Origin of the sequence: Sulfurimonas sp. HSL3-1 (assembly GCF_039645995.1) — a bacterium.
In the GTDB taxonomy this organism is placed as follows: domain Bacteria; phylum Campylobacterota; class Campylobacteria; order Campylobacterales; family Sulfurimonadaceae; genus Thiomicrolovo; species Thiomicrolovo diazotrophicus.
Window position 1 is genome coordinate 1,467,487 of the sequence record NZ_CP147920.1, and the last position, 24,506, is coordinate 1,491,992.

At 51.8% G+C, this 24,506-nt stretch carries 29 protein-coding genes; 12 read left to right on the forward strand and 17 right to left on the reverse strand.

Annotation, left to right across the window (positions count from 1 at the left end):
- Positions 1–4: 4 nt before the first annotated feature.
- Together WCY31_RS07530 and WCY31_RS07535 are read right to left on the reverse strand one after the other, a co-directional pair.
- Positions 5–466 (reverse strand): hypothetical protein, encoded by a 462-nt coding sequence (locus tag WCY31_RS07530; RefSeq protein ID WP_345971912.1) that lies wholly within the window; start codon positions 464–466, stop codon positions 5–7.
- 73 nt (positions 467–539) lie between these two features.
- On the reverse strand, positions 540–1,277 hold the full coding sequence (locus WCY31_RS07535) for a hypothetical protein (RefSeq protein WP_345971913.1): 738 nt from the start codon (positions 1,275–1,277) through the stop codon (positions 540–542).
- A 163-nt stretch (positions 1,278–1,440) separates the two neighbouring features.
- On the opposite strand from WCY31_RS07535, the gene WCY31_RS07540 reads away from it, so the two are divergent.
- Positions 1,441–1,836: a hypothetical protein gene (locus WCY31_RS07540; RefSeq protein WP_345969208.1), complete on the forward strand. Its 396-nt coding sequence runs from the start codon at positions 1,441–1,443 to the stop codon at positions 1,834–1,836.
- 22 nt (positions 1,837–1,858) lie between these two features.
- Here the strand turns inward: WCY31_RS07540 and amrA are convergent, their stop codons facing one another.
- Positions 1,859–2,857: an AmmeMemoRadiSam system protein A gene (amrA, locus tag WCY31_RS07545; RefSeq protein ID WP_345969209.1), complete on the reverse strand. Its 999-nt coding sequence runs from the start codon at positions 2,855–2,857 to the stop codon at positions 1,859–1,861.
- A 59-nt stretch (positions 2,858–2,916) separates the two neighbouring features.
- Positions 2,917–4,125, reverse strand: coding sequence for a tryptophan synthase subunit beta (gene trpB / locus WCY31_RS07550; RefSeq protein WP_345973769.1), 1,209 nt, complete (start codon positions 4,123–4,125; stop codon positions 2,917–2,919).
- A 165-nt stretch (positions 4,126–4,290) separates the two neighbouring features.
- Here trpB and WCY31_RS07555 point away from each other — a divergent pair, with 165 nt between their 5' ends.
- A complete protein-coding gene (locus tag WCY31_RS07555) occupies positions 4,291–4,881 on the forward strand; it encodes a phosphoribosylanthranilate isomerase (RefSeq protein ID WP_345971914.1) in 591 nt (196 codons plus the stop codon).
- A 10-nt stretch (positions 4,882–4,891) separates the two neighbouring features.
- On the opposite strand, the gene WCY31_RS07560 is transcribed toward WCY31_RS07555, so the two are convergent.
- Entirely contained in the window at positions 4,892–5,467 is a 576-nt protein-coding gene (locus WCY31_RS07560) for a hypothetical protein (RefSeq protein ID WP_345969211.1), read from the reverse strand.
- 124 nt (positions 5,468–5,591) lie between these two features.
- On the opposite strand from WCY31_RS07560, the gene WCY31_RS07565 reads away from it, so the two are divergent.
- Entirely contained in the window at positions 5,592–5,945 is a 354-nt protein-coding gene (locus WCY31_RS07565; protein ID WP_345971915.1) for a hypothetical protein, read from the forward strand.
- A gap of 30 nt (positions 5,946–5,975) precedes the next feature.
- Here the strand turns inward: WCY31_RS07565 and WCY31_RS07570 are convergent, their stop codons facing one another.
- From WCY31_RS07570 to WCY31_RS07580, 3 genes are all read right to left on the reverse strand, one after another.
- Positions 5,976–6,185, reverse strand: coding sequence for a hypothetical protein (locus WCY31_RS07570; RefSeq protein ID WP_345969213.1), 210 nt, complete (start codon positions 6,183–6,185; stop codon positions 5,976–5,978).
- Between the two features lie 68 nt (positions 6,186–6,253).
- Complete coding sequence (locus WCY31_RS07575) at positions 6,254–6,439, reverse strand: hypothetical protein (protein ID WP_345969214.1); 186 nt, start codon at positions 6,437–6,439, stop codon at positions 6,254–6,256.
- Positions 6,440–6,521: 82 nt separating this feature from the next.
- Positions 6,522–6,740: a cold-shock protein gene (locus WCY31_RS07580; protein ID WP_345969215.1), complete on the reverse strand. Its 219-nt coding sequence runs from the start codon at positions 6,738–6,740 to the stop codon at positions 6,522–6,524.
- 302 nt (positions 6,741–7,042) lie between these two features.
- Between WCY31_RS07580 and WCY31_RS07585 the strand changes: the two genes are divergently transcribed.
- A complete protein-coding gene (locus WCY31_RS07585) occupies positions 7,043–7,648 on the forward strand; it encodes a superoxide dismutase (protein WP_231018295.1) in 606 nt (201 codons plus the stop codon).
- 54 nt (positions 7,649–7,702) lie between these two features.
- Here WCY31_RS07585 and WCY31_RS07590 read toward each other — a convergent pair whose 3' ends face one another.
- Positions 7,703–8,452 carry a response regulator transcription factor gene (locus WCY31_RS07590; protein WP_345971916.1) on the reverse strand — a complete coding sequence of 250 codons (750 nt, stop codon included), beginning with the start codon at positions 8,450–8,452 and terminating at the stop codon, positions 7,703–7,705.
- On the reverse strand, positions 8,449–9,738 hold the full coding sequence (locus WCY31_RS07595) for a sensor histidine kinase (protein ID WP_345971917.1): 1,290 nt from the start codon (positions 9,736–9,738) through the stop codon (positions 8,449–8,451). Before WCY31_RS07595 ends, WCY31_RS07590 begins: the two co-directional genes overlap by 4 nt.
- Before the next feature lie 158 nt (positions 9,739–9,896).
- Between WCY31_RS07595 and WCY31_RS07600 the strand changes: the two genes are divergently transcribed.
- Genes WCY31_RS07600 through WCY31_RS07610 form a run of 3 tightly spaced genes read left to right on the forward strand, consistent with a single transcriptional unit; the run spans position 9,897 to position 12,360 of the window.
- Positions 9,897–10,226 (forward strand): cytochrome c, encoded by a 330-nt coding sequence (locus WCY31_RS07600; RefSeq protein WP_345971918.1) that lies wholly within the window; start codon positions 9,897–9,899, stop codon positions 10,224–10,226.
- A gap of 9 nt (positions 10,227–10,235) precedes the next feature.
- Positions 10,236–10,802 (forward strand): twin-arginine translocation signal domain-containing protein, encoded by a 567-nt coding sequence (locus WCY31_RS07605; protein ID WP_345971919.1) that lies wholly within the window; start codon positions 10,236–10,238, stop codon positions 10,800–10,802.
- A 10-nt stretch (positions 10,803–10,812) separates the two neighbouring features.
- Positions 10,813–12,360 carry an FAD-binding oxidoreductase gene (locus tag WCY31_RS07610; protein WP_345971920.1) on the forward strand — a complete coding sequence of 516 codons (1,548 nt, stop codon included), beginning with the start codon at positions 10,813–10,815 and terminating at the stop codon, positions 12,358–12,360.
- Positions 12,361–12,413: 53 nt separating this feature from the next.
- Here the strand turns inward: WCY31_RS07610 and WCY31_RS07615 are convergent, their stop codons facing one another.
- Positions 12,414–13,067, reverse strand: coding sequence for a DUF3530 family protein (locus WCY31_RS07615; protein ID WP_345971921.1), 654 nt, complete (start codon positions 13,065–13,067; stop codon positions 12,414–12,416).
- A 309-nt stretch (positions 13,068–13,376) separates the two neighbouring features.
- On the opposite strand from WCY31_RS07615, the gene WCY31_RS07620 reads away from it, so the two are divergent.
- The 3 genes from WCY31_RS07620 (at position 13,377) to WCY31_RS07630 (ending at position 16,576) form a co-directional block, all read left to right on the forward strand.
- Positions 13,377–13,655 carry a hypothetical protein gene (locus WCY31_RS07620; protein WP_345971922.1) on the forward strand — a complete coding sequence of 93 codons (279 nt, stop codon included), beginning with the start codon at positions 13,377–13,379 and terminating at the stop codon, positions 13,653–13,655.
- Between the two features lie 561 nt (positions 13,656–14,216).
- Entirely contained in the window at positions 14,217–16,052 is a 1,836-nt protein-coding gene (locus WCY31_RS07625; protein WP_345971923.1) for an ABC-F family ATP-binding cassette domain-containing protein, read from the forward strand.
- On the forward strand, positions 16,049–16,576 hold the full coding sequence (locus WCY31_RS07630) for a 3'-5' exonuclease (protein ID WP_345971924.1): 528 nt from the start codon (positions 16,049–16,051) through the stop codon (positions 16,574–16,576). Before WCY31_RS07625 ends, WCY31_RS07630 begins: the two co-directional genes overlap by 4 nt.
- Positions 16,577–16,643: 67 nt before the next feature.
- On the opposite strand, the gene WCY31_RS07635 is transcribed toward WCY31_RS07630, so the two are convergent.
- The 5 genes from WCY31_RS07635 to WCY31_RS07655 all read right to left on the reverse strand — a co-directional run bounded on the left by WCY31_RS07635 (position 16,644) and on the right by WCY31_RS07655 (position 22,218).
- Positions 16,644–17,495, reverse strand: coding sequence for a Dam family site-specific DNA-(adenine-N6)-methyltransferase (locus WCY31_RS07635; RefSeq protein WP_345971925.1), 852 nt, complete (start codon positions 17,493–17,495; stop codon positions 16,644–16,646).
- The gene (locus WCY31_RS07640) at positions 17,495–19,807 is read right to left on the reverse strand and encodes a DGQHR domain-containing protein (protein ID WP_345971926.1); all 2,313 of its coding nucleotides are present in this window, start codon (positions 19,805–19,807) and stop codon (positions 17,495–17,497) included. The genes WCY31_RS07635 and WCY31_RS07640 overlap by 1 nt, the downstream gene beginning before the upstream one ends.
- 682 nt (positions 19,808–20,489) lie before the next feature.
- Positions 20,490–20,873: a thioredoxin family protein gene (locus tag WCY31_RS07645; protein WP_345971927.1), complete on the reverse strand. Its 384-nt coding sequence runs from the start codon at positions 20,871–20,873 to the stop codon at positions 20,490–20,492.
- 28 nt (positions 20,874–20,901) lie between these two features.
- Complete coding sequence (locus WCY31_RS07650; RefSeq protein WP_345971928.1) at positions 20,902–21,267, reverse strand: rhodanese-like domain-containing protein; 366 nt, start codon at positions 21,265–21,267, stop codon at positions 20,902–20,904.
- 642 nt (positions 21,268–21,909) lie between these two features.
- Positions 21,910–22,218 (reverse strand): Dabb family protein, encoded by a 309-nt coding sequence (locus WCY31_RS07655; RefSeq protein ID WP_345971930.1) that lies wholly within the window; start codon positions 22,216–22,218, stop codon positions 21,910–21,912.
- A 175-nt stretch (positions 22,219–22,393) separates the two neighbouring features.
- On the opposite strand from WCY31_RS07655, the gene trxA reads away from it, so the two are divergent.
- Together trxA and WCY31_RS07665 are read left to right on the forward strand one after the other, a co-directional pair.
- Positions 22,394–22,768 (forward strand): thioredoxin, encoded by a 375-nt coding sequence (trxA, locus tag WCY31_RS07660; RefSeq protein ID WP_231018312.1) that lies wholly within the window; start codon positions 22,394–22,396, stop codon positions 22,766–22,768.
- A gap of 393 nt (positions 22,769–23,161) precedes the next feature.
- Positions 23,162–23,455 (forward strand): ATP-dependent Clp protease adaptor ClpS, encoded by a 294-nt coding sequence (locus WCY31_RS07665; RefSeq protein ID WP_345971931.1) that lies wholly within the window; start codon positions 23,162–23,164, stop codon positions 23,453–23,455.
- 137 nt (positions 23,456–23,592) lie between these two features.
- Here the strand turns inward: WCY31_RS07665 and WCY31_RS07670 are convergent, their stop codons facing one another.
- Positions 23,593–24,474, reverse strand: coding sequence for a hypothetical protein (locus WCY31_RS07670; protein ID WP_345971933.1), 882 nt, complete (start codon positions 24,472–24,474; stop codon positions 23,593–23,595).
- Positions 24,475–24,506 lie beyond the last annotated feature (32 nt).

A 24,506-nucleotide genomic window follows, 5' to 3' on the forward strand; every position in this document is an offset into this window, starting at 1 on the left:
AACGTTAGTCGCTCTCGACGTGGATGCGGTCTCTGTCGCGATCCTGGTCGGGTTCGTCAACCTGGTCCTGCAGTCTGTCCTTCAGACGGTCCTGATCCGGCTCGTCGATCTGATCTTTCAATCGGTCGCGTGTCTGGTCCTTATCCTGGTCCGGCACATCGACCCGATCATGCAGTCTGTCCTGCAGGCGGTCCTGATCCGGCTCGTCGATCTGATCTTTCAAGCGGTCACGTGTCTGGTCCTTGTCCTGGTCCTTCGTCGCGTCGAGAAGCTGGTCTTTCGTCCGGTCCCGCGTCTGCAGATAGGTCTGGTTCTGGATCATCATGCCGCTCTGCTTCATCTGCATCTGCTGCGTCTGCATCTGCGACTGGGACTTCTGCATGGTCCCGCCGCCCGGGCCCTGCGCCAACAGCGCCGTCGCCGCCAGCAGCGATAATGCTGCCGCTAATGTCATTACCCTTTTCATGACGTGCTCCTTTTCAGGTGGGATACTCAAATGGTACGCCCGCACTATGAGCGAAGTATGAGTACTTCTACGATTATACCTCGTACGGCGTCGGGAGCGGCGGGTTCGTGTCGAAGGCCCGGGCCAGCGCCTCGGTCACCTTCGTTTTGAGTTTACCGGCGGCGACGGGGTGGAGGAACCGCACCCCCTCTTCGCTCATCTGCTGCCGCAGCCCCGGGTCGTAGATGTAGGCACGCTCCTTGCCGATCTTCGCGCTCTGATCGAAAATGGATTTGGCGTAGGCAAGGATGTTGGGGTGGTGGCGGTCGAAGCGGTTGCCCCAGGCGAAAAAGACGAACTTGCCGCTGAGGCGGATGTTCCTGACGTCGTGGTAGTTGAGCTCGCGGCTGAAACGGGTCAGCTGGAACGAGGGGAGCTTTTCGATATCCTCGTTGAAGGTCTCCATCACCGAAGTCGGTTCGATGTCGGGCCGGTTGTAGTTGAAGAGGTACTTCACCTCGATCAGTTTCCCCTCGAAACCGTGGACGCGCGACTGGAAGATATCCATCAGTTTGTTGAACTGCAGCGGCGTATAGCGGCCGTCGAAGGCGTAGCCCTGCTCCGACAGAGTCGTATCGACGTTGTACCCCTCCGGCGCCATGGCGGGGTTGTAGAGGAAGATCGTCCCCGCGACGGTTTTGTTCTTTTTCTTGAGCAGTCGCGGCAGATCCTCCGCAGTGATCGCCTCGTCCGGGGCATTAAAGTAGAGGTAGTGTTCGACGAGGTACTCCAGATCGTACTCGGTCGCGAATTTTCCGAAAGCTTGCATCATCCTGGCCTTTAGAGCATTTAGCGGATTTTACAGTAATTCGCCGCGAATGGAAAACCCCCGTTCTGCCCAGCCCTCCCCGGCGTTGGAGCGTAAAGTGCAATACACCCCGAAACGCGCAGGCCATCGGCATGGCCGAACTCCATCCCAACACCAAAGGAAACCAATGAAAGCATTGACACAAAACATGATGACGAGCGGGGCACGCTTTGTCGAACTGCTCGACGAGCGCGGGCTTAAGCCCAAAGCGGCATTCTGGATCTACAACCCGGAACAAGACGCATGGCAGCTGTTGGTCGGGCACATCGACACCGTCGATGACGCCGCGTTCGATGCGGCGGTCGCGGAACTCATGGCCCTGCACGATGCGGAACTTCCCGAACTCGCCCTCACCGACATCGGCCTCGCCTTCGACGACGCGCCGATCCTCGAACTGCTCAACTCCGTCGTCAATACCGGCGACGAGATCCTGGGCATCAACTTCACCCGCGAAGAGATCAACGGCGTCGTCATCGACGGCGTCTTCCTCTACCGCATGAACATTACCGAACCGGTTTTCTAAACTGCGCCCGCGCCGGCGGATGCTAGCGCATCACCACCGGATCGGGAGAGGCGTGGTGCATCAGCATCCGCCATCCCCCCTCTTCCTGCTTATAGACGTTCGTCGTCAGCGCCACCCCGGCCAGCTGGCTGCCGACGAAGATGCGTTCGCGCAGCGTATGGACGCTGAGCTGCGCATCCCCCGTACGCTGTACCTCTTCGAGTTCGAAACGCATGATAGGCTGCCCCGAGAGCATCTCGCGCCAGCTCCGGTTGACCGCGGCGCTCCCCTGGATGCGCTCTCCGCCGGGGTGAATGCAGACGACGGCATCGTCCTCGGCCCACACGCCCAGCATCGCGTCCAGGTCCCCGTACTCCAACGCCCGGTAGAAGCCCGCCTCGGCGTCCTGGGCGGTCGCATAGGAGGCTGCGGGTGTGGGTTCGGCAGCCGCAGCATCCTCGGAAAGCGCCTCTTCGTCATCCAGTGCCCTGTCCTCGAAACGCTCGACCTGGTAGATATAGATCCGGGGATGCTGGTCGAGCGCAAACCCTCGGATGCCCGCCTTGACGCCGAGCTGGCCGAAGAAGTGGTCAAAGCTCGGGAACTCCTCCCACACCTGGGGCAGGAAGGTCGCGCTGCGGTCTTCCTGCTGCAAGATCACCCCGTCTATTCCGGGTCTTATTTTCGCTTTAAGATCCTCCGCGTCGCTGTACTCCACCTCTTCGGGGAGGCCCAGCAGCGAGATCTCGATGCTGCAGTAAGGGTACTCGCTTTCGCTCAGCGGGAAAAAACGTTTGTCGCTGAAGGCCGCGGCTTTGGCGTTGTAAACGACGTCGTCGAAGAGGGTGGCGTGGGGCAGAAGCGAGCCGATGCAGCCCCGCAGCGAATCGCCGTCGATGTTGATCGTCACGAACGTCGCGCGCTGCTCGGAGAGCTGCGGAAACTGCTCCATCAGTATCTCTTTTGAAAAACTGAACGGTTTTCCGAATCTCTCTTCGATCGCCGCACGGGCGAGTTTGAGTAGTATGTCTTGCAAGGTCATGATATCTTTTCCTTTAGGCGATTTTTTCTCCCTTACAATTTCTGTTCCTCCCGAGGTACTTACCCCTTCGGCGGGATGGGATAGTGCTCGATAACGTAGTCGATATCCTTGTCGCCGCGCCCGCTGAGATTGATAAGGATGGCGTCTTTGGGGTTGGCGCGCGCCAGCGTCATCGCGTAGGCCACGGCATGGGCCGATTCCAGCGCCGGGATGATCCCCTCGTACTGGGAAAGTTTGTAGAAGGCGTCCACCGCTTCGTCGTCCGTCGCCGTACCGACGATGGTGCGCCCGATCTCGCGCAGGTAGGCGTGCTCCGGCCCGACGGAGGGGTAGTCGATGCCCGAACCGATGGAGTGCACCGGCGCGGGGTTGCCCTCGGCGTCTTTGAGCATGATGGAGTTGAAACCGTGCATCACCCCCTCCTCGCCGTAGGTAAGCGTGGCGGCGTGCTCGCCGAGCTTCTCCCCCTTGCCCATCGGTTCGACGCCGTGCAGCTGCACCGGATCGTCGATAAAGCCCGAAAAGAGCCCCATCGCGTTGGAGCCCCCGCCGACGCAGGCGACGGCATGGTCGGGGAGTTTGCCCGTCATCTCGAAGAACTGCTCTTTGGCCTCGATGCCGACGACGGACTGGAAGTCGCGCACCATCCGCGGGAAGGGGTGCGGCCCGACGACGGAGCCGATGGCGAACATCTGGGTCTCCGTATCGGCCAGGTAGGCCTCGAACGCGGAGTCGACCGCCTCTTTAAGCGTTTTGAGCCCGTGCGTCGCGGGAACGACCTTGGCACCGAGGATCTTCATCCGCACGACGTTGGGGTGTTCCTTGGCGATGTCCACCTCGCCCATGTGGATCTCGCACTCCAGCCCGAAATAGGCCGCCGCCGTCGCCAGCGCCACGCCGTGCTGCCCCGCCCCGGTCTCGGCGATGAGCTTCTTTTTGCCCAGGTACTTGGCCAGCAGCGCCTCGGCCATGCAGTGGTTGAGCTTGTGCGCGCCGGTGTGGTTGAGGTCTTCGCGCTTGAGGTAGATCTGTCCGCCCCCGCAGAACGCGCTGAGGTTTTTCGCGTAATAGACCGGCGTCGGCCGCCCCTGGTAGTGCTTGCGGATCTTGCGCAGCTCGTGCAGGTACTCGTAGGATTTCGACAGTTTGTCGTAGGCTTCGCGGATCTCCCGGAAAGGCTCCTCGAGCTGCGGCGGAATGAACGCGCCGCCGAATTTGCCGAAAAAGCCGTTCTCGTCCGGCATCGTTTCCAGATACGGTTTGAGTATTTGCATAAGATCTCCTTCTCGTTGTCTGTGTCGATTCTAGCGGAGGAGTTCTTAGAAAACAGTAGCGGGGAGCGCCAGCGTGAACGGGCATTGCATTACAGAGGGTGAAAGGCGCTCCGGCATCTATCGGAGGCCGCACCATCTTTACATACGACAGGAGGACAGATGCGCGTAAAAATCACCGGCATCACCAATCTCGAGGATGCGCTCGCCGCCGTGGACGAAGGCGCCGACGCCATCGACTTTATCTTTTTCCAGGGCTCCCGGCGCTTCATTACACCCGAGGCGGCCTTCAAGATCGTCGAGCAGCTGCCCCCCTTCGTCGAGAAGGTCGGCATCTTCGTCGACAGCGATGCCAAATTCATCAACAAGGCGATCGCGCTGAGCGGCATCACCCTCGCCCAGATCCACTTCGAGGCGACGGACGCTTTGTACGGTTCCCTCGTCGCGCCGCACCTGCGCGTCGTGCGCGCGCAGCGCGAGGCCGACGTCGACTATCTAAGCGACCGCTACCGCATCGTCGACGTCTTCGGCGCGAACACGCTCAAAGCGGACGGCAGCCTGGACCTGTCGTGGTTCGAGGGCAAGGACTGCTCGAAGATCATCCTCTCGGGCAACCTGACGCCCGAAAACGTCGCGCAGGCCCTCCCCTACGGCTTTTACGGCGTCGACGTCAGTACCGCGGTCGAGAGCGAACCGGGCAAAAAGGACCGCGAAAAGATGCGGGCCTTTATCCGCGCCGCCAAACAGTGCTAGGCAGGCGCGTTTACGCCTGCAGCAGCCACTCTTTGCGCGCGGGGGCGAGTTCCTCGAGCGTGTGCCAGACGGTGGGGTAGTCGCCGATCTGCGCGATCATCCCGTTAAAAATGTGGTAGGCCATGCCGTCTCCGGCTTCATTCTGCGCCTCGCCCCTTGCCCGCTCCAGTACCTCCTGGGGATCGAACGTTCTGACAAAGCGCGTCTCGACCGGCATCCCCGTATGATTCGCAACGGTGGCAATGATGACGTTGTACTTGTCCATTTTCAGCAGCGCCTTCAGGGATTCGTACATTTTTGGCTCGGTAATGTCGTAGTGTGTCGTAAAGATGTAGTTGTCGTCTTTGTTCAGACGGAACTGGACAATACAGACCCCGATCGTTTTGCCGTCATAGGGCATCAGCAAAAATGTCGGCTTGAAGTCGCACTCCAGCTCGGGGGCGTCAAGCAGTTCCTCCGCCCCGTCGCTGAGACGCAGCAGGATCATGGGCTCATCGTTTTCGATTCCCAGAGGGAGGGCGTCGCCCGGGTCCATGGCGAGGATGGCTTGTTGTACTTCCGGTGGCAGTTCATGGTTGAAAATCATAAGTCGGTTCCTTTGTGGTTTTCCCCGGACCTACATTTTTTGTTCTTCCACGCACAAAACGGCGTCAGATTTCGCGCCCGTTTCCTGCATTGAGCCACGGAGAAAGCACGCAAAAGGAGTCAATGTGCCAAGAGGTACGATCATAACGCTGCAGGAGGTACAGGACGCTTTTTTCGAAAGAGGCATCCATGAGTTCGACAAGGAGAAGATCGCCGAACTCTACTACCTCATCGACGATCACGGCTACGTCTGCCTGCGCGACCCCGGGCGCGCCTGGGTGCCCAACATGGATGAGGACGACGAGCGGATGGCCTGCAACGAGATCGCCGACATCCTGGAGCTGGACCACTCCATCATCGAAGAGTACTACATGGTGGTCGTGGCCGCCGTCCAGGCCGCCTGCGAACGGTTCACCGACATGACGATGCGGGAGAAGGTCCCCTTTTACATCGTGGCACTGCACGAGCTGCTGCCGTAGCCTGCCGGCGGTCGGGGAGACGGAGGCTGATCAGAGGAAGTAGAGGTTGTGGGCTTCGGTATCGACGATCTCGAAAGAGACATCGTGGCCGACACGCAGGGCGCGGATGCCGTCGGCACGGTGGTGGTGAATCTGACACTCCGCGATAGAGACGGTCCGCCGTTCGGCGCGGAGACGGATAATGCCGTAACCGTTTTCGGCGTCGTACCAGATGACGGTCCCTTCAAATCTTTTGTGCATGGATATAGACCTTCTGTGCGTATGGGAGCGCGGACGTCCCGGGAAGGGTGGTACCTTGCAGGTGTCTTTCAGTACTGCAGGTTCTGCCAGGAGACGGGGTTGTAAAAATCCAGCCCGCTGCGCTCCCACTGGGCGCGTTCGCTGTTTCTGGAGTGGAGGAGTCCCTCGATGAGTTTGTATTTCAGACCCGTGACGGTGCTGGTCAGCTCTTTGCCTTCATTCAATGCCTTGAGTGTCTCTTCCTTCGTGTCCATCGGGGTCCTTTAGTCGCTCTATAAAAGAGCAGTGCTCTCTTAATCAAACGCCTGGAACGGCGGAAAGCTCCGCCGCTAGGAGTTACAGGGCAGTAACGTTCTCCGCCTGCGGGCCTTTCTGCCCCTGGCCGATTTCGTAGGTCACTTCCTGACCCTCGTTGAGCTCGACACGACCGTAGCCGCTTCTGTTAACCTGGCGGAAGTGTACAAATACGTCGTCGCCGCCTTCATTCGGGGCGATAAACCCAAAGCCTTTTTCGCTGTTGAACCATTTAACGGTTCCGTGTTTAAGATCTGCCATTGCAAAACCTTCTTGTTGGAGTGTTGTCAAAATATAATGCGGAGTAAAACGAGGAATAGAAATACTGAGGAACTCTTCAATAGTCACAAACCAAGATGAAACTCTAGATCATCTTTCAATGGCTTAATTATACCTGAAATATTCAAAAATAGCAAGCGAATGCCAAAGGAATTTCCGCGGGTACGGCGGCGGTATCATTGGGCGGCAAGGCGCCCAACCGTGCGGTGAGATTCATTTTTGCACATTAAAAGAGCTTATGCAACAAAAACAGAAGAACACCAATGCAACAAGGAGCAAAAGTAATGGCATTCGAACTGATGAAACTGCCTTTTGAAGAGGCGGCACTGGAACCGATGATCTCCGCGGAGACGATTCAGTATCACTACGGCAAGCACCACCAGGGCTACGTGAACAATCTCAACAAGCTGATCGAAGGCGGCAAATACGCGGACGCGTCGCTGCTCGACATTATCCGCAAATCCAAGGGCCCCACGTTCAACAATGCCGCACAGGTCTTCAACCACGACTTCTACTGGTACGGCCTGAGCACGGAGAAGACCTCTCCTTCCACGGTACTCATGGACAAGATCGAGCACGACCACGGCTCCATGGAGGATTTCAAAGACGCCTTCCTCAACGCCGCCGCGAGCCTCTTCGGCTCCGGCTGGGTCTGGCTCGTCAACCAAAACGGCAGCCTCGCCATCAAGAAGTACAGCAATGCCGAAACGCCCATCAAGGACGGTCTGCGCCCGCTGCTCGTCTGCGACGTCTGGGAACACGCCTACTACATCGACCAGCGCAACAACCGCGCGGCCTACCTGGAGAACTGGTGGAAACTCATCAACTGGAAGTTCGTCTCCGACAACTGGGCAGCCAAAGAGGACGACCCGATTATCGGGTATAACTAGGCTTTTCTCCCCGCCCCGGGCCAGGGAGCGGCCGCCGCGCTTTGAGGGCGCGTCTCACCCGAGGGTGACTTTGTACCCGATCTTGGAGTAGCAGGTAATCAGATCCTTGGGGACTTTCTGCCGAATTCGAAAGATCAGGGAACGCAGGGCCCCCTCCCCGACCAGTTCACCGTCCCAGACATAATTCTCGATCTGTTCGACACTGACGACTTGGCCGAAATTCTTGACCACGAGCCTCATGAACTTCTTCTCTTTATCGTTCAGCGGCACCTCCTTTCCCGACAACAGCAGCACATCCTCCTGCGTATCGTAGAGATAGCCGTACTTCAACCTGACAAAATGGCTTTTCGCATTCTCTTCCAGCAGGAGGCGGTTCTGGATAGTGGTGTACTCGTGGTTGATCGTATCGATTGTCGTCGAGAGGTTCCGATTGGCCGCAAAATTCTTCAAAGCGATCTCTATAGTCGTTTTCAGCACCGCTTCTTTGAAGGGCTTGAGGATATAACCGTAGGGCTGGATGTCGATGGCCCGGTCAATCGTTTTGTCCTTGTCGTTCGCCGTCAGAAACACGATGGGTATCTCCAGGTCTGCCGTTATGTTCCGGGCCAGTTCAATGCCGTCTTCACGGTTTTTGAGGGTGATGTCCATGAGGATCAGGTCCGGCTTCCTGCGCTCCAAAAGGGCGAATGCACTTGCCCTGTCCGGGGCGATCCCGGTCACCTCGTACCCCTGCATCAGCAGGATCTCCTTGATATTCAGGGCGATAATGCTCTCATCTTCGACGATCATGATGCCCGGCTTCATTTGCTCCCCTGCTCATTGGGGCGGAAACGGATGGTGCAGCAGAAGCCGTTGTCGTTGACGACCTCGATCGTTCCGTTGAGCTGGAACTCGGTGATGGAGTTGATCAGCTGGCACCCCAGGGTGTTGGTCATGTCCGTCGTCTTCGGATCAAAGCCGACGCCGTTGTCGCGTACACCGAAGAGGATGCTCCCGTCCTCCGCATGATGGATAAAGATACGGATCTCTCCGCGGCCGTCCCCTTTGAATGCATGTTTGATCGCATTGAGAAAAAGCTCATGCACGATCAGCGCGACCAGCACGGCGTTGTCCATCGAGAGGCTGACGTTGTCCGCCTCGACATGCACGGCGATGCGTTCGTTCGGGTCGTAAAGCTCCATCATCGCCTCGGAGAGGCGCTCGAGGTGCTGTTTCATATCGATCGTCGCAAGCCCGGAGTTCTTGTAGAGCATTTCATGGACGAGCGCAATGGCAAAAATACGGCTTTGGCTCTTGGAGAGCGCGTCTTTGACATGCCGGTCCGTTTCACGGCGGTTCTGCATCTGCAGCAACGAGGAGATCACTTCCAGGTTGTTCTTCACCCTGTGGTGGATCTCCTTGATCAGGGCCTCTTTGTCCTCCAGGGAGTGCTTCAGCGCGCGGTTCTGTTCGATGATGATTTTTTCTTTTTCTTTCTGCTCGGTGATGTCCCGACCGAACGCGCAAATGAACTCGTGCGTCCCGTTGCAAAAATAGTTCGTCGATACCGATGCGGGGAAACGGCTGCCGTCCTTGCGGATCTGGATGCTCTCGAAACAGACGAACCCGCGCTCCTTGACCTCTTCGAGAAACGCCCTGCCGTTGAGATCGCTGTTAGGATCGATCTCGCACAGTTTCATCTGCAGCAACTCCTCTTTCGAGTACCCCAGCATCTTGCAGGCGGCGTCGTTGACATAGAAAAAACGGGTGTCGAAGGTGAACCAGTAGATGGCGTCCGCACTGTTGTCCAGGGCGAAGTTGAAGAGCTGGAGCTCCTCTTTCTCCTCGCGCTGGCAAGCCGCCAGCGTCGCCTGCGCCTTTTCGGCGACCATGGCCGTTTTGCGCAGCAAAGAGTAGAGAAAAATTGCGCTTAACAGGAAAAAAAGGACGCCGATCAGGAAAGGCAGACCGTACGTATCTTCTTTGATCTGGATCAGACCGATCGAAATCCTGTCAACAATCGCGACCCCGATGACACCGGCAAACGCAAACCCTGCGGCCTGGATCTTCGCCTTGTTCCGATCGGAAAATTCAAGATGAGTACGGTTCAAAACCAACCTTGCGTACATGATGTGAAACGATATTCTATCCCACATTCCGCACAGGATGTCAAGGGGTCGCCGAGAAAAAATACAAATTTTCCGTTGCGATTTTTATGCGATTTTTTTTCCCTATATTTTCGGCTGAACACATCTAAATAGGGGGTCATATGACACGATTGGCTATCACGCTTCTGTTTGCAGGTACGTCCATGTTCGCGGTCGAACTTGGCAAACAATACAAATTTGCAGACGGGAAAGAGGCATTTCAAAAAGTATGCGCACACTGCCATACGCTGAAAACCGCACCGCACTCCATTTTCACCAAAATGGACGACGCCGCGGGTGTAAAGGCGAGAGCGGAAGGGATTTTCCAGACGGTGAGACACGGCAGCAACGCCATGCCCGCCTTCCGGAAGTCGGAAATAGACGACGCGACGCTGATGGAACTGGCGACGAACCTGGCCGACGGCACGATCGCCGATCCGACGGCAAAGTGAGGCGCGGCGATGTATCGTAGAGCTTTCATGAAACACGCCGCGCTGGCCGCGGCAGCGGCGGCGCTCTCCTCCCCGCTCGCCGCGACGGGCGCCGAGGGCAACGAAGGCGGCAGACTCATCACCGTCGTTTCCGCTCGTGCCGACGAAACCGGCTATGTAGACGCCCCGGATGCGGGCGACCTCATCCGCCTGGGCAGCGACAGGCTGGAAAACTTCCGCCTGCTTGCCGCGGCCATCGCCGAACACAGGGGCGCGACGTTCTGCGGCCTGGTGGCGCCGAGCGATTATGCCCTGCTGCAGCAGGCGGCCATGCCGGCGCGGGTCTCTTTCGTTTCCGAGATTACCCATATGCCCACCGCATCGGGGACGCACCATACGGAATCAACCCTCTCCGCCACGACGATGAAGAAGGTTTTCGACCATATCGATGCGCTCAGTACCGACCGGTACGGCATGGCGGTCTCGGCCTACCACACCGTCGTCGGACTCAAAGCGGCGGCCGTCGCTAAACGACACGACTTTACCACCGGACATTTCGCTCAGAACGCGTTTGTCTCATTCGTATTCAAAGCATAAGGAAGATTAAATGAGTAATAAACTGACGGCCATGCCGAAAAACGTTTCGCATGAAACGATGCAGAAAGCCATCAAGGCGTTTGTCAAAATCGTAGGCAAGGAGAACGTGCTCATCGGCGACGAGGAGATGCTCCCCTATGAGAAGATCATGATGGCCGTGCCCATCGAAGAGCATATGCCGGCGCTCGCCGTCCAGGCGTCAACCAAAGAGCAGGTCGTCGAGATCGTCAAGGTGTGCGACAAATATGTCATCCCGATCTGGACCTTCTCGACGGGTAAAAACATGGGGTACGGTACCGCCGCGCCCGCGCAGCGGGGTTCGGTCATCCTCGATCTGCACAAGATGAACCGCATCATCGAGGTGAACCCCGATCTGTGCTACGCCATTGTCGAGCCCGGTGTCACCTACCAGCAGCTCTTCGACTACATCCATGAAAAAGGGTACAAACTCTGGCTTTCGTGCCCGGCACCCAGCGCCATCGCCAGCCCCCTGGGCAACACGATGGACCGCGGCGTTGGCTATACGCCCTACGGCGAACACTTTATGATGCAGTGCGGCATGGAGATCGTCCTGGCCGACGGCTCGGAGTTCCGGACCGGGATGGGCGGGATTGAGAACTCGACCAGCTGGGGCGTCTTCAAATGGGGCTACGGCCCCTACCTCGACGGTATCTTCACACAGAGCAACTACGGCATCTGTACGAAAATGGGGATGTGGCTGATGCCCGAACCGCCGGCGTACAAACCCTTCTGCATCACCTTCGACAAAGTCGAAGATGTCGAAAAGATCGTGGAGGTCCTGCGCCCGCTGCGTATCGCCAACATCATCCCCAACGCCTTCACCATCGCCAGCACGCTCTACGAGGCGGCCGGCGTCGTCAGCCGCGCGGACTATGTCGACGGAAACCGCGCCATTACCGACGGGGAGATCGAAAAGATCAAAAAAGATACCGGCATGGGCACCTGGAACGTCTATGCGGGATTGTACGGGACGGAAGAGGCCAACGAGCTCAACTGGAAGATCATCCAGTCGGCCGTCTCCGCCAACTTCAAAAATGTTGCCTTCCTGACCGCGGCCGAGATGGGAGACGACCCCATCTTCACATACCGCGCCGATCTGATGCGGGGCTACATGACCCTTCAGGAGTTCGGCCTGTACAACTGGCGCGGCGGCGGGGGGAGCATGTGGTTCGCACCGGTGGCGCCTGCCGAGGGGAAACACACCCTGAACCAGTCCGCCCTGGCCAAAAAGATCCTGAACAAATACGAATTCGACTACGTCGCCGAATTTATCGTGGGGTGGCGGGACATGCACCATATCGTCGACCTGCTCTATAACCGCAACGATCCCGAAGAGATGCAGCGCGCGCACGACTGTTACGCGGAGCTGGTCCGGGAGTTTGCCGCCCAGGGCTACGGCGTTTACCGTACCAGCAGCGGGTTTATGGACCTCGTCGCGGAGACGTACGGCCCTGAGATCCACAACGTCTTCCAGAAAATCAAACGCGCGCTCGACCCCAAAGGGATCTTGGCACCGGGCAAGTCGGGGATCTATTAATCCCCCGGCCGGTGCAATGCGCGCCGGGCCGGCCTGACTCCTTCACGATAAAATCACTCCGTTTCCTGACCTTCAAGCCACGTTTCGACCTCGTCGACAAAGAACCCCTCGGCCCCGTCGAGCACATGGTTCGCGCCGTCGATGCCGTACTGTTTGTACTTCGGACCGACAAGTTTTCTTCGTGTCGCGGCGAACCCTTCATCCTCCGCGTTCGCCCTGCCCCAGACGTCCAGCACGCTCGTTTTGATCTTCGGCATGTTGTCGTTGCAGGAGACGACCTTGCTACCGTTGCCCCGGCACCCTACGGCGATGTAGCCGTCAATGGAGGCGTCGGGATGCGAAACAAGGTAGCCCGAAGTCATTCCCGCCCCCAGAGAGTGCCCCATGAGGTAGATCGACTTTACCCCGTGCTCTTTCAAGTAGACGATCGCCTGGTCGATCATGGCGTTTACACGCGGCTGCTCCGCCTCGTACCCTGCGTAATCCTCGTGGTTCGTCGGCATCTGCAAGGAGAGGGTGTGGAAATCCAGGTCTTCGTGCAGCGCCTTTCGCAACGGCCCGACGACTTTGAAATCGGGATGCATCCCCTTGCCATGCGCGAGAATGATGCCTTTGTCGCTACTGCCTTCGAGGTAGAGTGCTTTTTCGGGCAGGGTGACGGCCAATAGGGAGAGAGGAACGAGCGCTGAAAGCAGTAGACTGTGCATGAATGTATCCTTTTTTCGGACAAGGATAATCCATGAGTATAAATTCTATGTAAAAATCGTCAATATACGCTTCACGAAATCCATAGAGCTTCGACACGTCGAAGCGCATCCAATCAAATCAGGAATTGGTCTGTTCCATTCTTTTCTTTTTCATAAGAAAAGAACCAAAAGAAAATCGTCGTTGCGCGAATCGCTCGTTGCTCCCGGCTTGAGGGGTTATAGATATACCCTTACCTCCAGGGCGGCTTTCAAGGCACGCTTAACGACACTTAGCCTATTGATTTATGTGCTTCGGGAACCAATGCTAATATGAAAAAAGAGCTTTGTCGCGACAAAGCGCATCCAATCAAATTGAAAATTGGCATTGAGCGCTCCTTGAAAGCCACCCTGAAGGCACAAAGCCGAGAAAGGGTGAGCGATTCGCGAAAGGCCGCTTTTTGTGCTACTTTTTCTAAAAAAGTGGCAAAGCAATACTCTTCTCTATCTTTTCTTTTTACAAAGAAAAGAAACAAAAGAAAATCGTCGTTGCGCGAATCGCACGCTGCTCCCGGCTTTGGGCCTCCGCAGCGGCTTTCAAGGCACGCTTAACGACATTCTGCCTATCGATTTTATGCGCTTCGACGTGTCGAAGCTAATATTGAGAATAAAGAGCTTTGTCGCGACAAAGCGCATTCAATCAATTAAGAATTGGCCTCGAACGCTCCTTGAAAGCCATCCCGGAGGTAAGGGTATATTTATAACCCCTGTGCAGTTTCCGCGAAGCAGAGAAAAGCCATAATCAAGGCGGCGTTTTGAAGGCCTGGCCATAGCCAAGTCGAGAAGCGGCAACGCTGAGTATGGCTTTTCTCTGTTTCGCCCTTCGGGAGGACTTTGGAAGCGCGACTTTCCCTCCGTTTTCCGCTCGACTTGGCTAAAACCAGGCCTTCACAAAAAACAAAGACAACCTCACGCTTCCAAAACCCTCTGAAATCTGTACAGGGGTTATAGATATACCCTCAAGCCGGGAGGGATGAGCGATTCGTGAGAGGCCGCTTTTTGCGCTACTTTTTCTAAAAAAGTGGCATAAGAGTACACATATTCGTTCTTTTCTTTTTAAGCGGACGCAACCTGTTATAATGCGCAAAAACCTTCACCCGTCCAAAGAGTCCCATGATACAGTTTTCAAACCTCTCCAAGAGCTTCGGCAGCCAGGAGCTTTTTTCCAACCTCAATTTCCAGCTCAACCCGGGCAACAAGGTCGGGCTCGTCGGCCGCAACGGCAGCGGCAAGTCCACGCTTTTCAAGATCATCCTCGGCGAAGAGAGCCCTGACAGCGGCGAAGTCATCACCCCCAAGGGCTACCGTATCGGTGCGCTGAAGCAGTACCTCCATTTCACCGAACCGACCCTGCGCGAAGAGGCGGCGCTGGCCCTAGGCGAGGAGATGCAGTACGACTTCTACCGGGTCGAGAAGATCCTCTTCGGCCTCGGCTTCGACCAGGAGGACCTCGACAAGGACCCCGGCTCCTTCTCCGGCGGCTACCAGATCCGCATCAATCTCGCCAAGCTGCTGGTGACCGAACCGAACCTACTGCTGCTCGACGAACCGACCAACTACCTCGACATCCTCTCCCTGCGCTGGCTCAAGGCTTTCCTGCGCAGCTTCAAGGGCGAGGTGATCCTCATCACCCACGACCGCGACTTCATGGACTCCATCGTTACCCACACCATGGGGCTCGTGCGCCGCAGCCTCTTTGTCATCCCCGGCGACACGCACAAGTTCTACGACCAGCTCAAGGCCAACGACGAGCTCTACGAGAAGCAGAAGGCCGCCGACGACAAGAAGCGCAAGGAGCTCGAGGATTTCATCGCCCGCAACAAGGCGCGCGCCTCTACCGCGGCGCTGGCTCAGTCCAAGGTCAAGCAGCTCGAGAAGATGGGAGAGATGGACGACCTCGGCTTCGACCCCACGCTGACGTTCGACTTCAACTTCAAGGAGACCCCGGCAAAGGTGCTCCTCGACGTCAAAGGGCTCAGCTTCGGCTATACGCCGGAGCACCTCCTCTTCAAAGACGTCTCCTTCACCCTGGAGAAGGGGCAGTGCCTCGCCATCATCGGTAAAAACGGCTCGGGTAAATCGACCCTGCTCAACAACATCGCCGGCGAGCTGACCCCTCTCGGCGGCGAAGTGGCGTTTCACCCCTCGACCTCGTTCGGCCACTTCGGGCAGACGAACATCTCGCGCCTCAACCCGGGCAACACCATCATGGAGGAGATCTACGAGGCCAACCCGAAACTCTCCGCCTCCGTCGTGCGCGGCATCTGCGGCGGCATGATGTTCAGCGGGGACCTCGCGGAGAAGAAGGTCTCCCTGCTGTCAGGCGGCGAGAAGAGCCGCGTCATGCTGGGCCAGATCCTCGCGCGCCCGGCGAACCTGCTCTTCCTCGACGAACCGACCCACCACCTCGACATCGACTCCATCGAGGCGCTGATGGTCGCCATCGAGAATTTCAAAGGTTCATGCATCATCGTCACCCACTCCGAGGAGATGCTCCGCCGCGTCGCCGACCGGCTCATCATCTTCTCCAAAAACGGGGCCGAATACTTCGACGGCGGCTATGACGACTTTTTGGCGAAGATCGGCTGGGGCGAGGAGGACCAGGTGGAACGGGTCAAAACCGCCCCCAAGAACAACTACAAGGCGAACAAAAAAGAGATCAACGCCCTCACCCGCGAACGCTCCAAGGCGACCGCGCCGCTGCGCAAAGCGGTGGAGAAGCTGGAAAAAGCAATCATGGAAAGCGAATCAGCCATCAAAACGCTCCACGCGGAGCTTGTCGCTGCTTCAAACAGCGGGGACAACTCCAGGGTAATGGAACTCCACCAGACCGTTGCCAAAGAGGAGAAGGCGGTCGAGGCGGATTTCGAACGCCTCGCCGAAGCGCAGGAGAAGCTCGACGAGCTTATGGAAAGCTACGAGAAACGCTTCGCGGAGCTGGAGGGGTGATCTTCCTCGACTTCGAGACGAACTCGCACAACGTCCACGACGTCATCGAAGTCGCCGCACTGCGCGTCTCGAAAACTGCGGCGGGCTACGTCGTCACCGAGACCTTCCACCGCTACTACCTGTCGCGCTACCCCGTCAATCCGCACGCCCTCGCCGTCCACAAGCTCTCTCCCTCACGTCTGATCGCGCTGCGGGAAAACGCGACGTACCCGGAGCATTTCGACGAGGACAGGGAGTTCGCCGATTTTTGCGCAGGTGCGACGACGCTGGTCGCGCACAACATCGCTTTCGAACTGCGCCATCTCGGCGACCTCGTCGCTTTTGATAAGCACTTCTGCACCATGCAGGCGAACAAGCGCATCGTCAACGCCAAAAACGTCAGGGGCGGGCTGAAAAACCCAAAGCTCGCAGAGACCTGCTCATTTTACGGCATCGACTTTGACGAGGAACAGTACCACAGCGCCCTCTACGACGTCACGAAGACACTGGAGATTTTGAATCGTATGGACAGTACGCTGCACTGAACGCAATGCTGGATGAGAGTGAATAAGTAGAGATCAATCCCTGGGGTGTACTTAAAATTTCAATAGCTTAAAACTCATTCATTTGTTCTTTCTTAACATCCCAGCATCTAATCATCAACTCATCATACTTCCCTCGATATTCAGACTTAGCTGCAAGTACACTTTTTCTTGTCAAAACTATTTGATCAAAACCATCATACAGCTCACAAATCGATTCATGATTAGCATTTAAGACCATTACTTTAGCTCCACGTCCACTAGCCTGTTTTACTGCATTTGCCAATCGAACTTGATCATCCCAACTGAAAAGTTTTTCATTATATTTAATAAAACCATTCATATTATGCTTGACCGTATAAGGTGGGTCTATAAAAACAAAATCATTTTGCTGTGCTTTTGCAATTACATCTTCAAAGTCTGAAATTATCAATTCAGTATTTTTCAAACTTTCGGAAACACTTTCAAAATCATCTGTGCTCAGAAGGACTGTGTCTTTTGTACCTCTAGGGACATTAAATTCACCACGCAAATTTACACGGTATAACCCATTCCAGCAAGTACGGTTTAAATAAATAAACCTTGCGGCTTTTGTATGTAATTGTCTTGGTTTCATGGAACGAAGCTTGTAATAGTACTCATCCGAATGATTAGCTTGATGTTGTTCTAAAGCTTTCTGTACAGAGAACCAATCATTTTTAAGTGCTTCATATGTACTGATTAAATCTTTATTCATATCTGCCAATGTTGCGCATCTTGGCTGCATGTGAAAAAACACTGAACCACCACCTATAAAAGGTTCATAGTAATGATTAAAATCTTGTGGTAGGAAATCAGCATGAGTTTCTACAAACCACCTTTTACCACCAGCCCATTTCAGAAAAGGTACTATTTGTAATTTTTGATCAACTAGTTTAGTCATTATTGATTTTGAATCCGTTCATTGATTTGTTCGCATATCCAATCCAAGAACTGATAATGTTCCAATTTATAAGTTCTTTGTTCAGTAGGATGAGCATAAATTTTTCGTATCTCGTTTAATTTGTCCATCCATGATAAATATTTTGCTTTTCCCTTATCTTCATTTATCATTTTAATATCAAACATATTTTTGAAATGTGGCCAATTCTCTTTTTGTTCAATCACTTTTTTGTACTGTATAAAATCAAGATAATGTTCTTTTGGCATGAGTTTACCACTATTGTCTTCAAGTTGTTTTTGATACGCAGCAAGTTTTATATTTTTGTCTTTTATACCCTGTTCCCAATAACCACTTTCTTGTTCACCATAAAGAACTTTCAATTTATCAAAAATCGCTTTCTGGATGTCTAAATTCAATTGTTTAACTTGCTCATCTGCCTTTTTAATATTTTCTTCAGATTGTTCTTCTTCCCACTCAGCATATCCTGAAGGTATAAAGTCTTCGTGTTCTTTTCTAATAATTCTCGCAAGTTTAAAAAAGTACTCTTTTGGTGCCCCAGAACCATACTTTCCCTTAAATTCACTTTCTATAGTTGTTATTGAACTATTGATGTAGTAGTCTAATAATGGCTGTAGAAATTTTTGGAAACTTTGAATCGTTTCTTCAATTGTAAGTTGAGAGTAATCAAATCCATCTTTTTCTGATAAATGCTTGAACAATGCGTTCAACAAATGCATATGGCCTTTTATACCAATATTTGTCCATACAAAACTTTCTTTACCTGCTTCCCAGTTTTTCTCGCTGACATCTTTGATCATATCTAGATAAGCAATCAATGTTTTATATGCTTTTTTTAGCGTTTCCTCATCTGACTTGTCACTCAATGGACCAAATTGAATTTCATTATTCTTGACACTACCAATAAGTTCGCTTTTTTTAATGCCATCTTTTAATTCTGGTAATGTCAAACACCGTACAGATGTTTTTATATCACCCTCTGCACAAATTCGCCCGTATAGAGGACTTGACAATTCTGAACCTAATATATCTACAATTCTTGTAGAAATAGCTCCAATTCTATCAGTCGCTTTCTCAGACCCCCATTTGAGTTCACCTTCTAAAGAGTCAATAATTGTTTTCGGCACAGATTTTTGTTCTTGGTTAATAGTGACAAAGAGTTTTGCTTCATCTTCATGCTTCATATTTTCAAATGCAAGCACAAAAATGCTCTGATCAAGGTATTCTTCATCTAAGTTAGAATAACCATACAAACGATGTTGCCCATCAATTACCCAAGCTGATTTAAATGTCGATGGAAGGTATAAATGTCCATGAGTTACACCAGTAAGTGGGTCTTTATATTGTGGTTCAAATTTCACTTTCTTCGTAAAATTAATCAATATATTCGTCGGAAAGAAACCACCTTCTTCAATAAACTGACTAATCTTATTTAGTCTTGTTTTTTGTATTACTCTTTGATAAGTTGGTATTCCATCTGGATCATTTAAATTTCTATGATTTACAAACGCTATTTTTAGTAAATGCCTTGGTGTTGTAATAAAACTGTAAAACGGTTCTCCGCCAAGTTTTCCTTTTGATGCTGAAACCTTCACACCAACCAATTCTGGAATCTTTTGGTTTTGAAAAAACTCAGCCAAAAACTGATACTTAGCTGCTGCCCCTAAATGTTTTACTATTAATTCATAATATGGCAAATGTTGTTCTGTAATAACTTTGATATTATATTCTTCTGCCCTTTTTTTATCGTTCTCAGACCATATAATATTTTCCGTCACAAATAGCCACAGAATCTTAGGCTTAAAGTCAGCTCCGTAATGTTTTTTTATAGATTTGGCTAATGAATTTTGGATGGAGTTAAACTCTTCTAAATCTTTTTGAAGTGACTTCTTTTTTAGTTTTTCAGCTGTTTTACATTCTGCAAGAATAACAGTCTCATCATCTTTTGCGAATACATCAATTTGTTTCTCACCATCTTCCACATATTCCCTTGGAAGTGTAATCTTGAAGTTTCTGCTGTAATTCATTTCATGAAATCGCATTTTATACAACAAAACCCAAAATCTATTTTCTAGTAATTCATCAAATTTTCGTTCTTTACGAACTTTTAAATCACGTTGGAGTTCTTTGGAAAGTTCCCAACCTTCTGACATATATTCATCCAATAATTGAGGACGAATGGTTTCATATTTATATTTATCTTTTCTGAGGTTAAATTCTTTTTTGAGTGCATTTTCACCAATTAAAAGTTCACCTAAATATTCCGAAGAAACCTTCCCAACAATTGCCTTCATATTTTCCACCCAGATTCATATTTGTCATATTTTAACTTAATAACAATCTTTATCAAAAATTGATATTTAAAATTTTTTCATAATTCATCAAAAGGTAACTTAGATAAACATTAGCAACTATAGATCTATAGGGAGATATGATAACTTGAACTGTTTAATCGACTACAGCACACTATGTCAAATGCTTCACGAAGCCAACGGCTTAATCCGCTCCAGCTCCGCCGCCTCACTCCGCTGTGAACGGTAGATATCCCATCGAAATCATAGGGATCAGGTAGCAGTAATTGTTCTAGTACCCGACCCTTGACTTGCTCATTCTTTTCTTTTTCATAAGAAAAGAACCAAAAGAAAATCGTCGTTGCGCGAATCGCTCGCTACTCCCGGCTTTTGGCCTCCGCAACGGCTTTCAAGGCACGCTTAACGACACTTTGCCTATCGATTTGATGCGCTTCGGGAACCGAAGCTAATGTATAAAAAGAGCTTCGACACGTCGAAGCGCATTCAATAAAATTGGAAATTGGCCTTGAGCGCTCTTTGAAAGCCATCCCGGAGGCACAAAGCCGGGAGGGATGAGCGATTCGCGAAAGGCCGCTTTTTGCGCTACTTTTTCTAAAAAAGTGGCAAAGAAACATTCTGTCTTCTAATTGTCATTCGCTTCGGGGAGCGAAGCTAATTGAAGACGCTATTTTTGCTGGCGTGCCGCCCTTCTCGCTGCTTTTTCCGCCGCTTTCGCCGCGCGGAACTCTTCCATATCCATCGTTTTTATCTCTTCGATAATTTCGACAAGCTCCTCTTCCGAAAATACGCCAGGTTTTTTGAAAACGACCGTTTTCTCCTTCATAATCACCGTTGTCGGCGTGCTTGAGATAAAGAAATGATCCGAAATACTCGTTTCCACCTGGGAGTTGAGCTTCGTGAAGGTAATCTCAGGGTATTTTTCAGACGTCTTTTCAAAGATGGGGGCGTACTGTGCACACGGAGCACAGAATTGTTGCCAGCAATCTATGAGCACGATATCACTGCCGTCAACGGTATTATCATAATTCTCTTTTGTCAGTTCGAGCATCTATTTTTTCTCCTGCTTTTGCTTTTTCTTACTTGACGGTTTCCAGACCCTTGTCGATCCAGCCCCAGTTGATCCCGCCGTCGAGCTCATAGACATTTTTGTAGCCCAGTTTCGAACCCATAATCTCGCACGCCTGCTTTGTCCTGCTGGCATGCGCGCAGACCATGATAAAAGGCTGCTCTTTGTCGGTGACGACCTTCGAAAACGACTCCAGGAAGGCGTCGATGTCAAAGCCTCCCATCGCGTCAAAAAAGGTGATCTTGTGGCTCCCTTCGATGATGCCGTCGTATTCCCACTCGTCGGCTCTTCTGATGTCGATGACGGTGAAGCCTTCCTCCAGCTTCTTCTGGAACTCCTTCGTCGAAAGCGACTTGAACGGTCCGAAATTTAACATTGTTTCCCTCCTGGTGGCGCAGCCGTGCGCCGGGTGTTTTTGGGGATATGTACAATAATCATGCCTGAAGAAAAGAACCAAAAGAAAAGCGAAGCTATTACCAGAATAAAGAGCTTCGACACGTCGAAGCGCATTCAATAAATTGGAGGTTGGCCTTGAGCGTTCCTTGAAAGCCACCCTGAAGGCATAAAGCCGAGAAAGGGTGAGCGATTCGCGAAAGGTCGCTTTTTAGGCTACTTTTTCTAAAAAAGTGGCAAAGCAATATTCTTCTCTATCTTTTCTTTTTACAAAGAAAAGAAACAAAAGAAAATCGTCGTTCTGCGAATCGCTCGCTGCTCCCGGCTTTATGCCTCCCCAGCGGCTTTCAAGGAGCGCATAACGACAGTCTATGATTTATTAATGCGCTTCGGGAACCGAAGCCAATATAGCTAGAAAGAGCTTCGACACGTCGAAGCGCATCAATAAAATAGACCCTTGGGCCTTGAGCGCGATCCTTATAAGCCATCCCGGAGGCACAAAGCCGGGAGGGATGAGCGATTCGCGAAAGGCCGCTTTTTGCGCTACTTTTTTTAAAAAAGTGGCAAGAAGATATACGCTTCGTCGAAGAGAATCAAAGCGCATTGCTGCAAATGAGTGACTTTCCTATTCCTCTTCATCAACCTCGTAATCGACAACATGCATCTCTTCGGTATTGTCCTTGATGAAATTAAGAACTTCCAGGCTCTCCGGTTCGACCTTGTACCACATCAGGTGCTCCTTGGTCTTAAAGGTCGCGTAGAGGCACAGGTCGTACGAGTGCGCCCCGTGGTTAAAGTCCAGCCCCACCTGCATCGTCTGCAGCCACTCCACCTTTTCGGGCAGCGCTTCGAGCAACTCTTTGGCCTTGACCATATTGGCCATCTTGCTCAGTTCGTGTTTGAACTTATACATTTCAACGTGTACTATCATCATTCACCTCGCTTAGAAAAAATATGCTATCAACACAATGAACAGTCTGCATCATCCATTAGCTGCCGGCCGAGTTGCAAAATTTATACATGAAGGGGGTATTTCACCACAAAAACTCCCCTAAAATCACCCCTTGAATCTAATTTGCATAGCAGCGTAAAACAACCAAGGAGAAAGAATGGCATTAATGGCACTGACAGAGGAGAACTTTGAAAAAACAATCGCGGACAACGAAATCGTTATCATCGATTTCTGGGCAACATGGTGCGGCCCCTGCAAGCAGTACGGCCCCATCTTTGAACGCATCGCGGAGAACGTGACTGACATCACCTTCGCCAAGATCAACACGGACGAGCAGCAGCAACTCGCCGCGCAGTTCCAGATCCGCTCTATCCCGACAACGGTGGTCATGAAAGACGAAATTGTCGTGTTCCAGCAGGAGGGGGTTCTCTTCCACGAGAAGCTGCTGGACATCGCGGAAAAGGCGCAGGCGCTCGATATGGACATGGTCCGTGAAACAATTGCAAAGCAGGAAGCGGCCGCGCAGCAGTAAGTCTCGCCCCTCCCCCCACCAAATAAATTAGCTTCGACCCGTCGAAGCGCTTCCAATCAATAGGCGTTCTGTCGTTAAGCGTGCCTTGAAAGCCGTTGCGGAGGCATAAAGCCGGGAGCAGCGTGCGATTCGCGCAACGACGATTTTCTTTTGTTTCTTTTCTTTGTAAAAAGAAAAGATAGAGAAGAATATTTCTTTGCCACTTTTTTAGAAAAAGTAGCGCAAAAAGCGGCCTTTCGCGAATCGCTCACCCCTCCCGGCTTTATGCCTCCAGGGCGGCTTACAAAGAGCGCTCTAGGCCAATTCCCAATTTCATTGAATGCGCTTCGGGAACCGAAGCTAATTTAGGGGGATGAAATCCCTTTGCATCTTTTAATATGCTAGACTTCCGCCATGTCAACACAACTCGAAAGCAAGACCGAACTCGCCACCAGCGAACCGAAAATGTTCGCCGTCTTTATGCTCAATGACGACTATACGACCTGGGAGTTCTGCATCAAGATCATCAACGCCGTGTTCCACAAAACCATCGCGGAAGCGGACGCCATCACCCACGACATCCACACCAAGGGCAAAGGCCTGTGCGGCATTTACACCTACGAGATCGCAGAAACAAAAGCTTTCATGGTCAGGGATCAGGCCCGCAAAGAGGGCTTCCCTATGCGCTGTTCGGTTGAAGAGCAGTAATAGAACATCATCCTTGTTTTCTTCTACTCAACACTTCTTCCTAAAAACATTAATATTGTTCCTACTCCAGCTGACAACGATATTCTCTTATAAAAAAGAAGATACCAATAATTAGAATCTCATTCTAGCTATATCTTTCATGTTTCTAAATACTCTTCTCTGTAACGCTGAATGTTTATAAAACTTGTATTCGCACAAAAAATTATTGGCTTGCCCGTAGAAGCATATTGAGATTTACCAACAACGATGACAAAGGCACCATTTAACTCTTCAAGATCCTTGACTTCAAAAACATCTATAAATTCTTTGGCTTTATCGGGAAAAATTTTTACACTTAATTCTCTTTTCGAGTCGCCGGCATTAAGCCATATTGTCCCATCCCGACTTTGATCCGCAGAAACGATCAATCCCCAATAAATTTTATGTTCCCGACCTTCCGTTGGTTTAAAAACATCAAAATGGATTATCTCATCTCTCACGACACCATTGATTTGGATCGCACCTGCTGATGAAAAGAAACGTATTGGTTTGTCAGAAAATCGAAAATTTGGATATCTAACTAACCAAGATAGGACCAGTCGCAACGATTTATCTCTAGCTACGTAATTTTTCCCGGCCAGGCCCTTAACATTTCGTGTACCACACGGCTCAAAGTCAGCATCTGTCACCTTGTGATCTTCTTTAGTCAAATCCGAAAGTTGACCACCTTTTTTGTCATCTAAATTAACTGTAATTTCATCTGTTGTATTGACAGTTTCAGTTGTAGTCGGTGCCACATCACGCTCATCTTCAATTAATATATAATTCGTTTTATGACTACATCCCTCTTTGTGGTGTGAATTAAAATAAGCATTCCTATGCTTGGTCCCTTTTTGCGTTGATCGCGTAAACCATGCTCTTTCCTCACACTCAATACAAAAAAGATTTGCTCTTTTTTCGTGCAATTCATCGTCAGATAAGTTTTCGAATTCTCTTGCAGAATATTTTTTATTATCACTTTTACAAAAGATATATTTCATATTTCGCCCTTATGGCATAGTAGCCTGTTGCA

What these genes read in the sequence shown, in the direction of transcription:
- WCY31_RS07590 (WP_345971916.1), bottom strand. Translation starts at nt 8,452, where the DNA reads ATGAAGCCGGGCATCATGATCGTCGAAGATGAGAGCATTATCGCCCTG.
- WCY31_RS07645 (WP_345971927.1), bottom strand. Translation starts at nt 20,873, where the DNA reads ATGCTCGAACTGACAAAAGAGAATTATGATAATACCGTTGACGGCAGT.
- amrA (WP_345969209.1), bottom strand. Translation starts at nt 2,857, where the DNA reads ATGACCTTGCAAGACATACTACTCAAACTCGCCCGTGCGGCGATCGAA.
- WCY31_RS07620 (WP_345971922.1), top strand. Translation starts at nt 13,377, where the DNA reads ATGAAAAAAGAGCTTTGTCGCGACAAAGCGCATCCAATCAAATTGAAA.
- WCY31_RS07560 (WP_345969211.1), bottom strand. Translation starts at nt 5,467, where the DNA reads ATGATTTTCAACCATGAACTGCCACCGGAAGTACAACAAGCCATCCTC.
- WCY31_RS07670 (WP_345971933.1), bottom strand. Translation starts at nt 24,474, where the DNA reads ATGAAATATATCTTTTGTAAAAGTGATAATAAAAAATATTCTGCAAGA.
- WCY31_RS07555 (WP_345971914.1), top strand. Translation starts at nt 4,291, where the DNA reads ATGCGCGTAAAAATCACCGGCATCACCAATCTCGAGGATGCGCTCGCC.
- WCY31_RS07540 (WP_345969208.1), top strand. Translation starts at nt 1,441, where the DNA reads ATGAAAGCATTGACACAAAACATGATGACGAGCGGGGCACGCTTTGTC.
- WCY31_RS07585 (WP_231018295.1), top strand. Translation starts at nt 7,043, where the DNA reads ATGGCATTCGAACTGATGAAACTGCCTTTTGAAGAGGCGGCACTGGAA.
- WCY31_RS07610 (WP_345971920.1), top strand. Translation starts at nt 10,813, where the DNA reads ATGAGTAATAAACTGACGGCCATGCCGAAAAACGTTTCGCATGAAACG.
- WCY31_RS07650 (WP_345971928.1), bottom strand. Translation starts at nt 21,267, where the DNA reads ATGTTAAATTTCGGACCGTTCAAGTCGCTTTCGACGAAGGAGTTCCAG.
- WCY31_RS07530 (WP_345971912.1), bottom strand. Translation starts at nt 466, where the DNA reads ATGAAAAGGGTAATGACATTAGCGGCAGCATTATCGCTGCTGGCGGCG.
- WCY31_RS07535 (WP_345971913.1), bottom strand. Translation starts at nt 1,277, where the DNA reads ATGATGCAAGCTTTCGGAAAATTCGCGACCGAGTACGATCTGGAGTAC.
- WCY31_RS07625 (WP_345971923.1), top strand. Translation starts at nt 14,217, where the DNA reads ATGATACAGTTTTCAAACCTCTCCAAGAGCTTCGGCAGCCAGGAGCTT.
- WCY31_RS07635 (WP_345971925.1), bottom strand. Translation starts at nt 17,495, where the DNA reads ATGACTAAACTAGTTGATCAAAAATTACAAATAGTACCTTTTCTGAAA.
- WCY31_RS07570 (WP_345969213.1), bottom strand. Translation starts at nt 6,185, where the DNA reads ATGCACAAAAGATTTGAAGGGACCGTCATCTGGTACGACGCCGAAAAC.
- WCY31_RS07575 (WP_345969214.1), bottom strand. Translation starts at nt 6,439, where the DNA reads ATGGACACGAAGGAAGAGACACTCAAGGCATTGAATGAAGGCAAAGAG.
- trxA (WP_231018312.1), top strand. Translation starts at nt 22,394, where the DNA reads ATGGCATTAATGGCACTGACAGAGGAGAACTTTGAAAAAACAATCGCG.
- WCY31_RS07665 (WP_345971931.1), top strand. Translation starts at nt 23,162, where the DNA reads ATGTCAACACAACTCGAAAGCAAGACCGAACTCGCCACCAGCGAACCG.
- WCY31_RS07600 (WP_345971918.1), top strand. Translation starts at nt 9,897, where the DNA reads ATGACACGATTGGCTATCACGCTTCTGTTTGCAGGTACGTCCATGTTC.
- WCY31_RS07605 (WP_345971919.1), top strand. Translation starts at nt 10,236, where the DNA reads ATGTATCGTAGAGCTTTCATGAAACACGCCGCGCTGGCCGCGGCAGCG.
- WCY31_RS07640 (WP_345971926.1), bottom strand. Translation starts at nt 19,807, where the DNA reads ATGAAGGCAATTGTTGGGAAGGTTTCTTCGGAATATTTAGGTGAACTT.
- WCY31_RS07580 (WP_345969215.1), bottom strand. Translation starts at nt 6,740, where the DNA reads ATGGCAGATCTTAAACACGGAACCGTTAAATGGTTCAACAGCGAAAAA.
- WCY31_RS07655 (WP_345971930.1), bottom strand. Translation starts at nt 22,218, where the DNA reads ATGATGATAGTACACGTTGAAATGTATAAGTTCAAACACGAACTGAGC.
- WCY31_RS07615 (WP_345971921.1), bottom strand. Translation starts at nt 13,067, where the DNA reads ATGCACAGTCTACTGCTTTCAGCGCTCGTTCCTCTCTCCCTATTGGCC.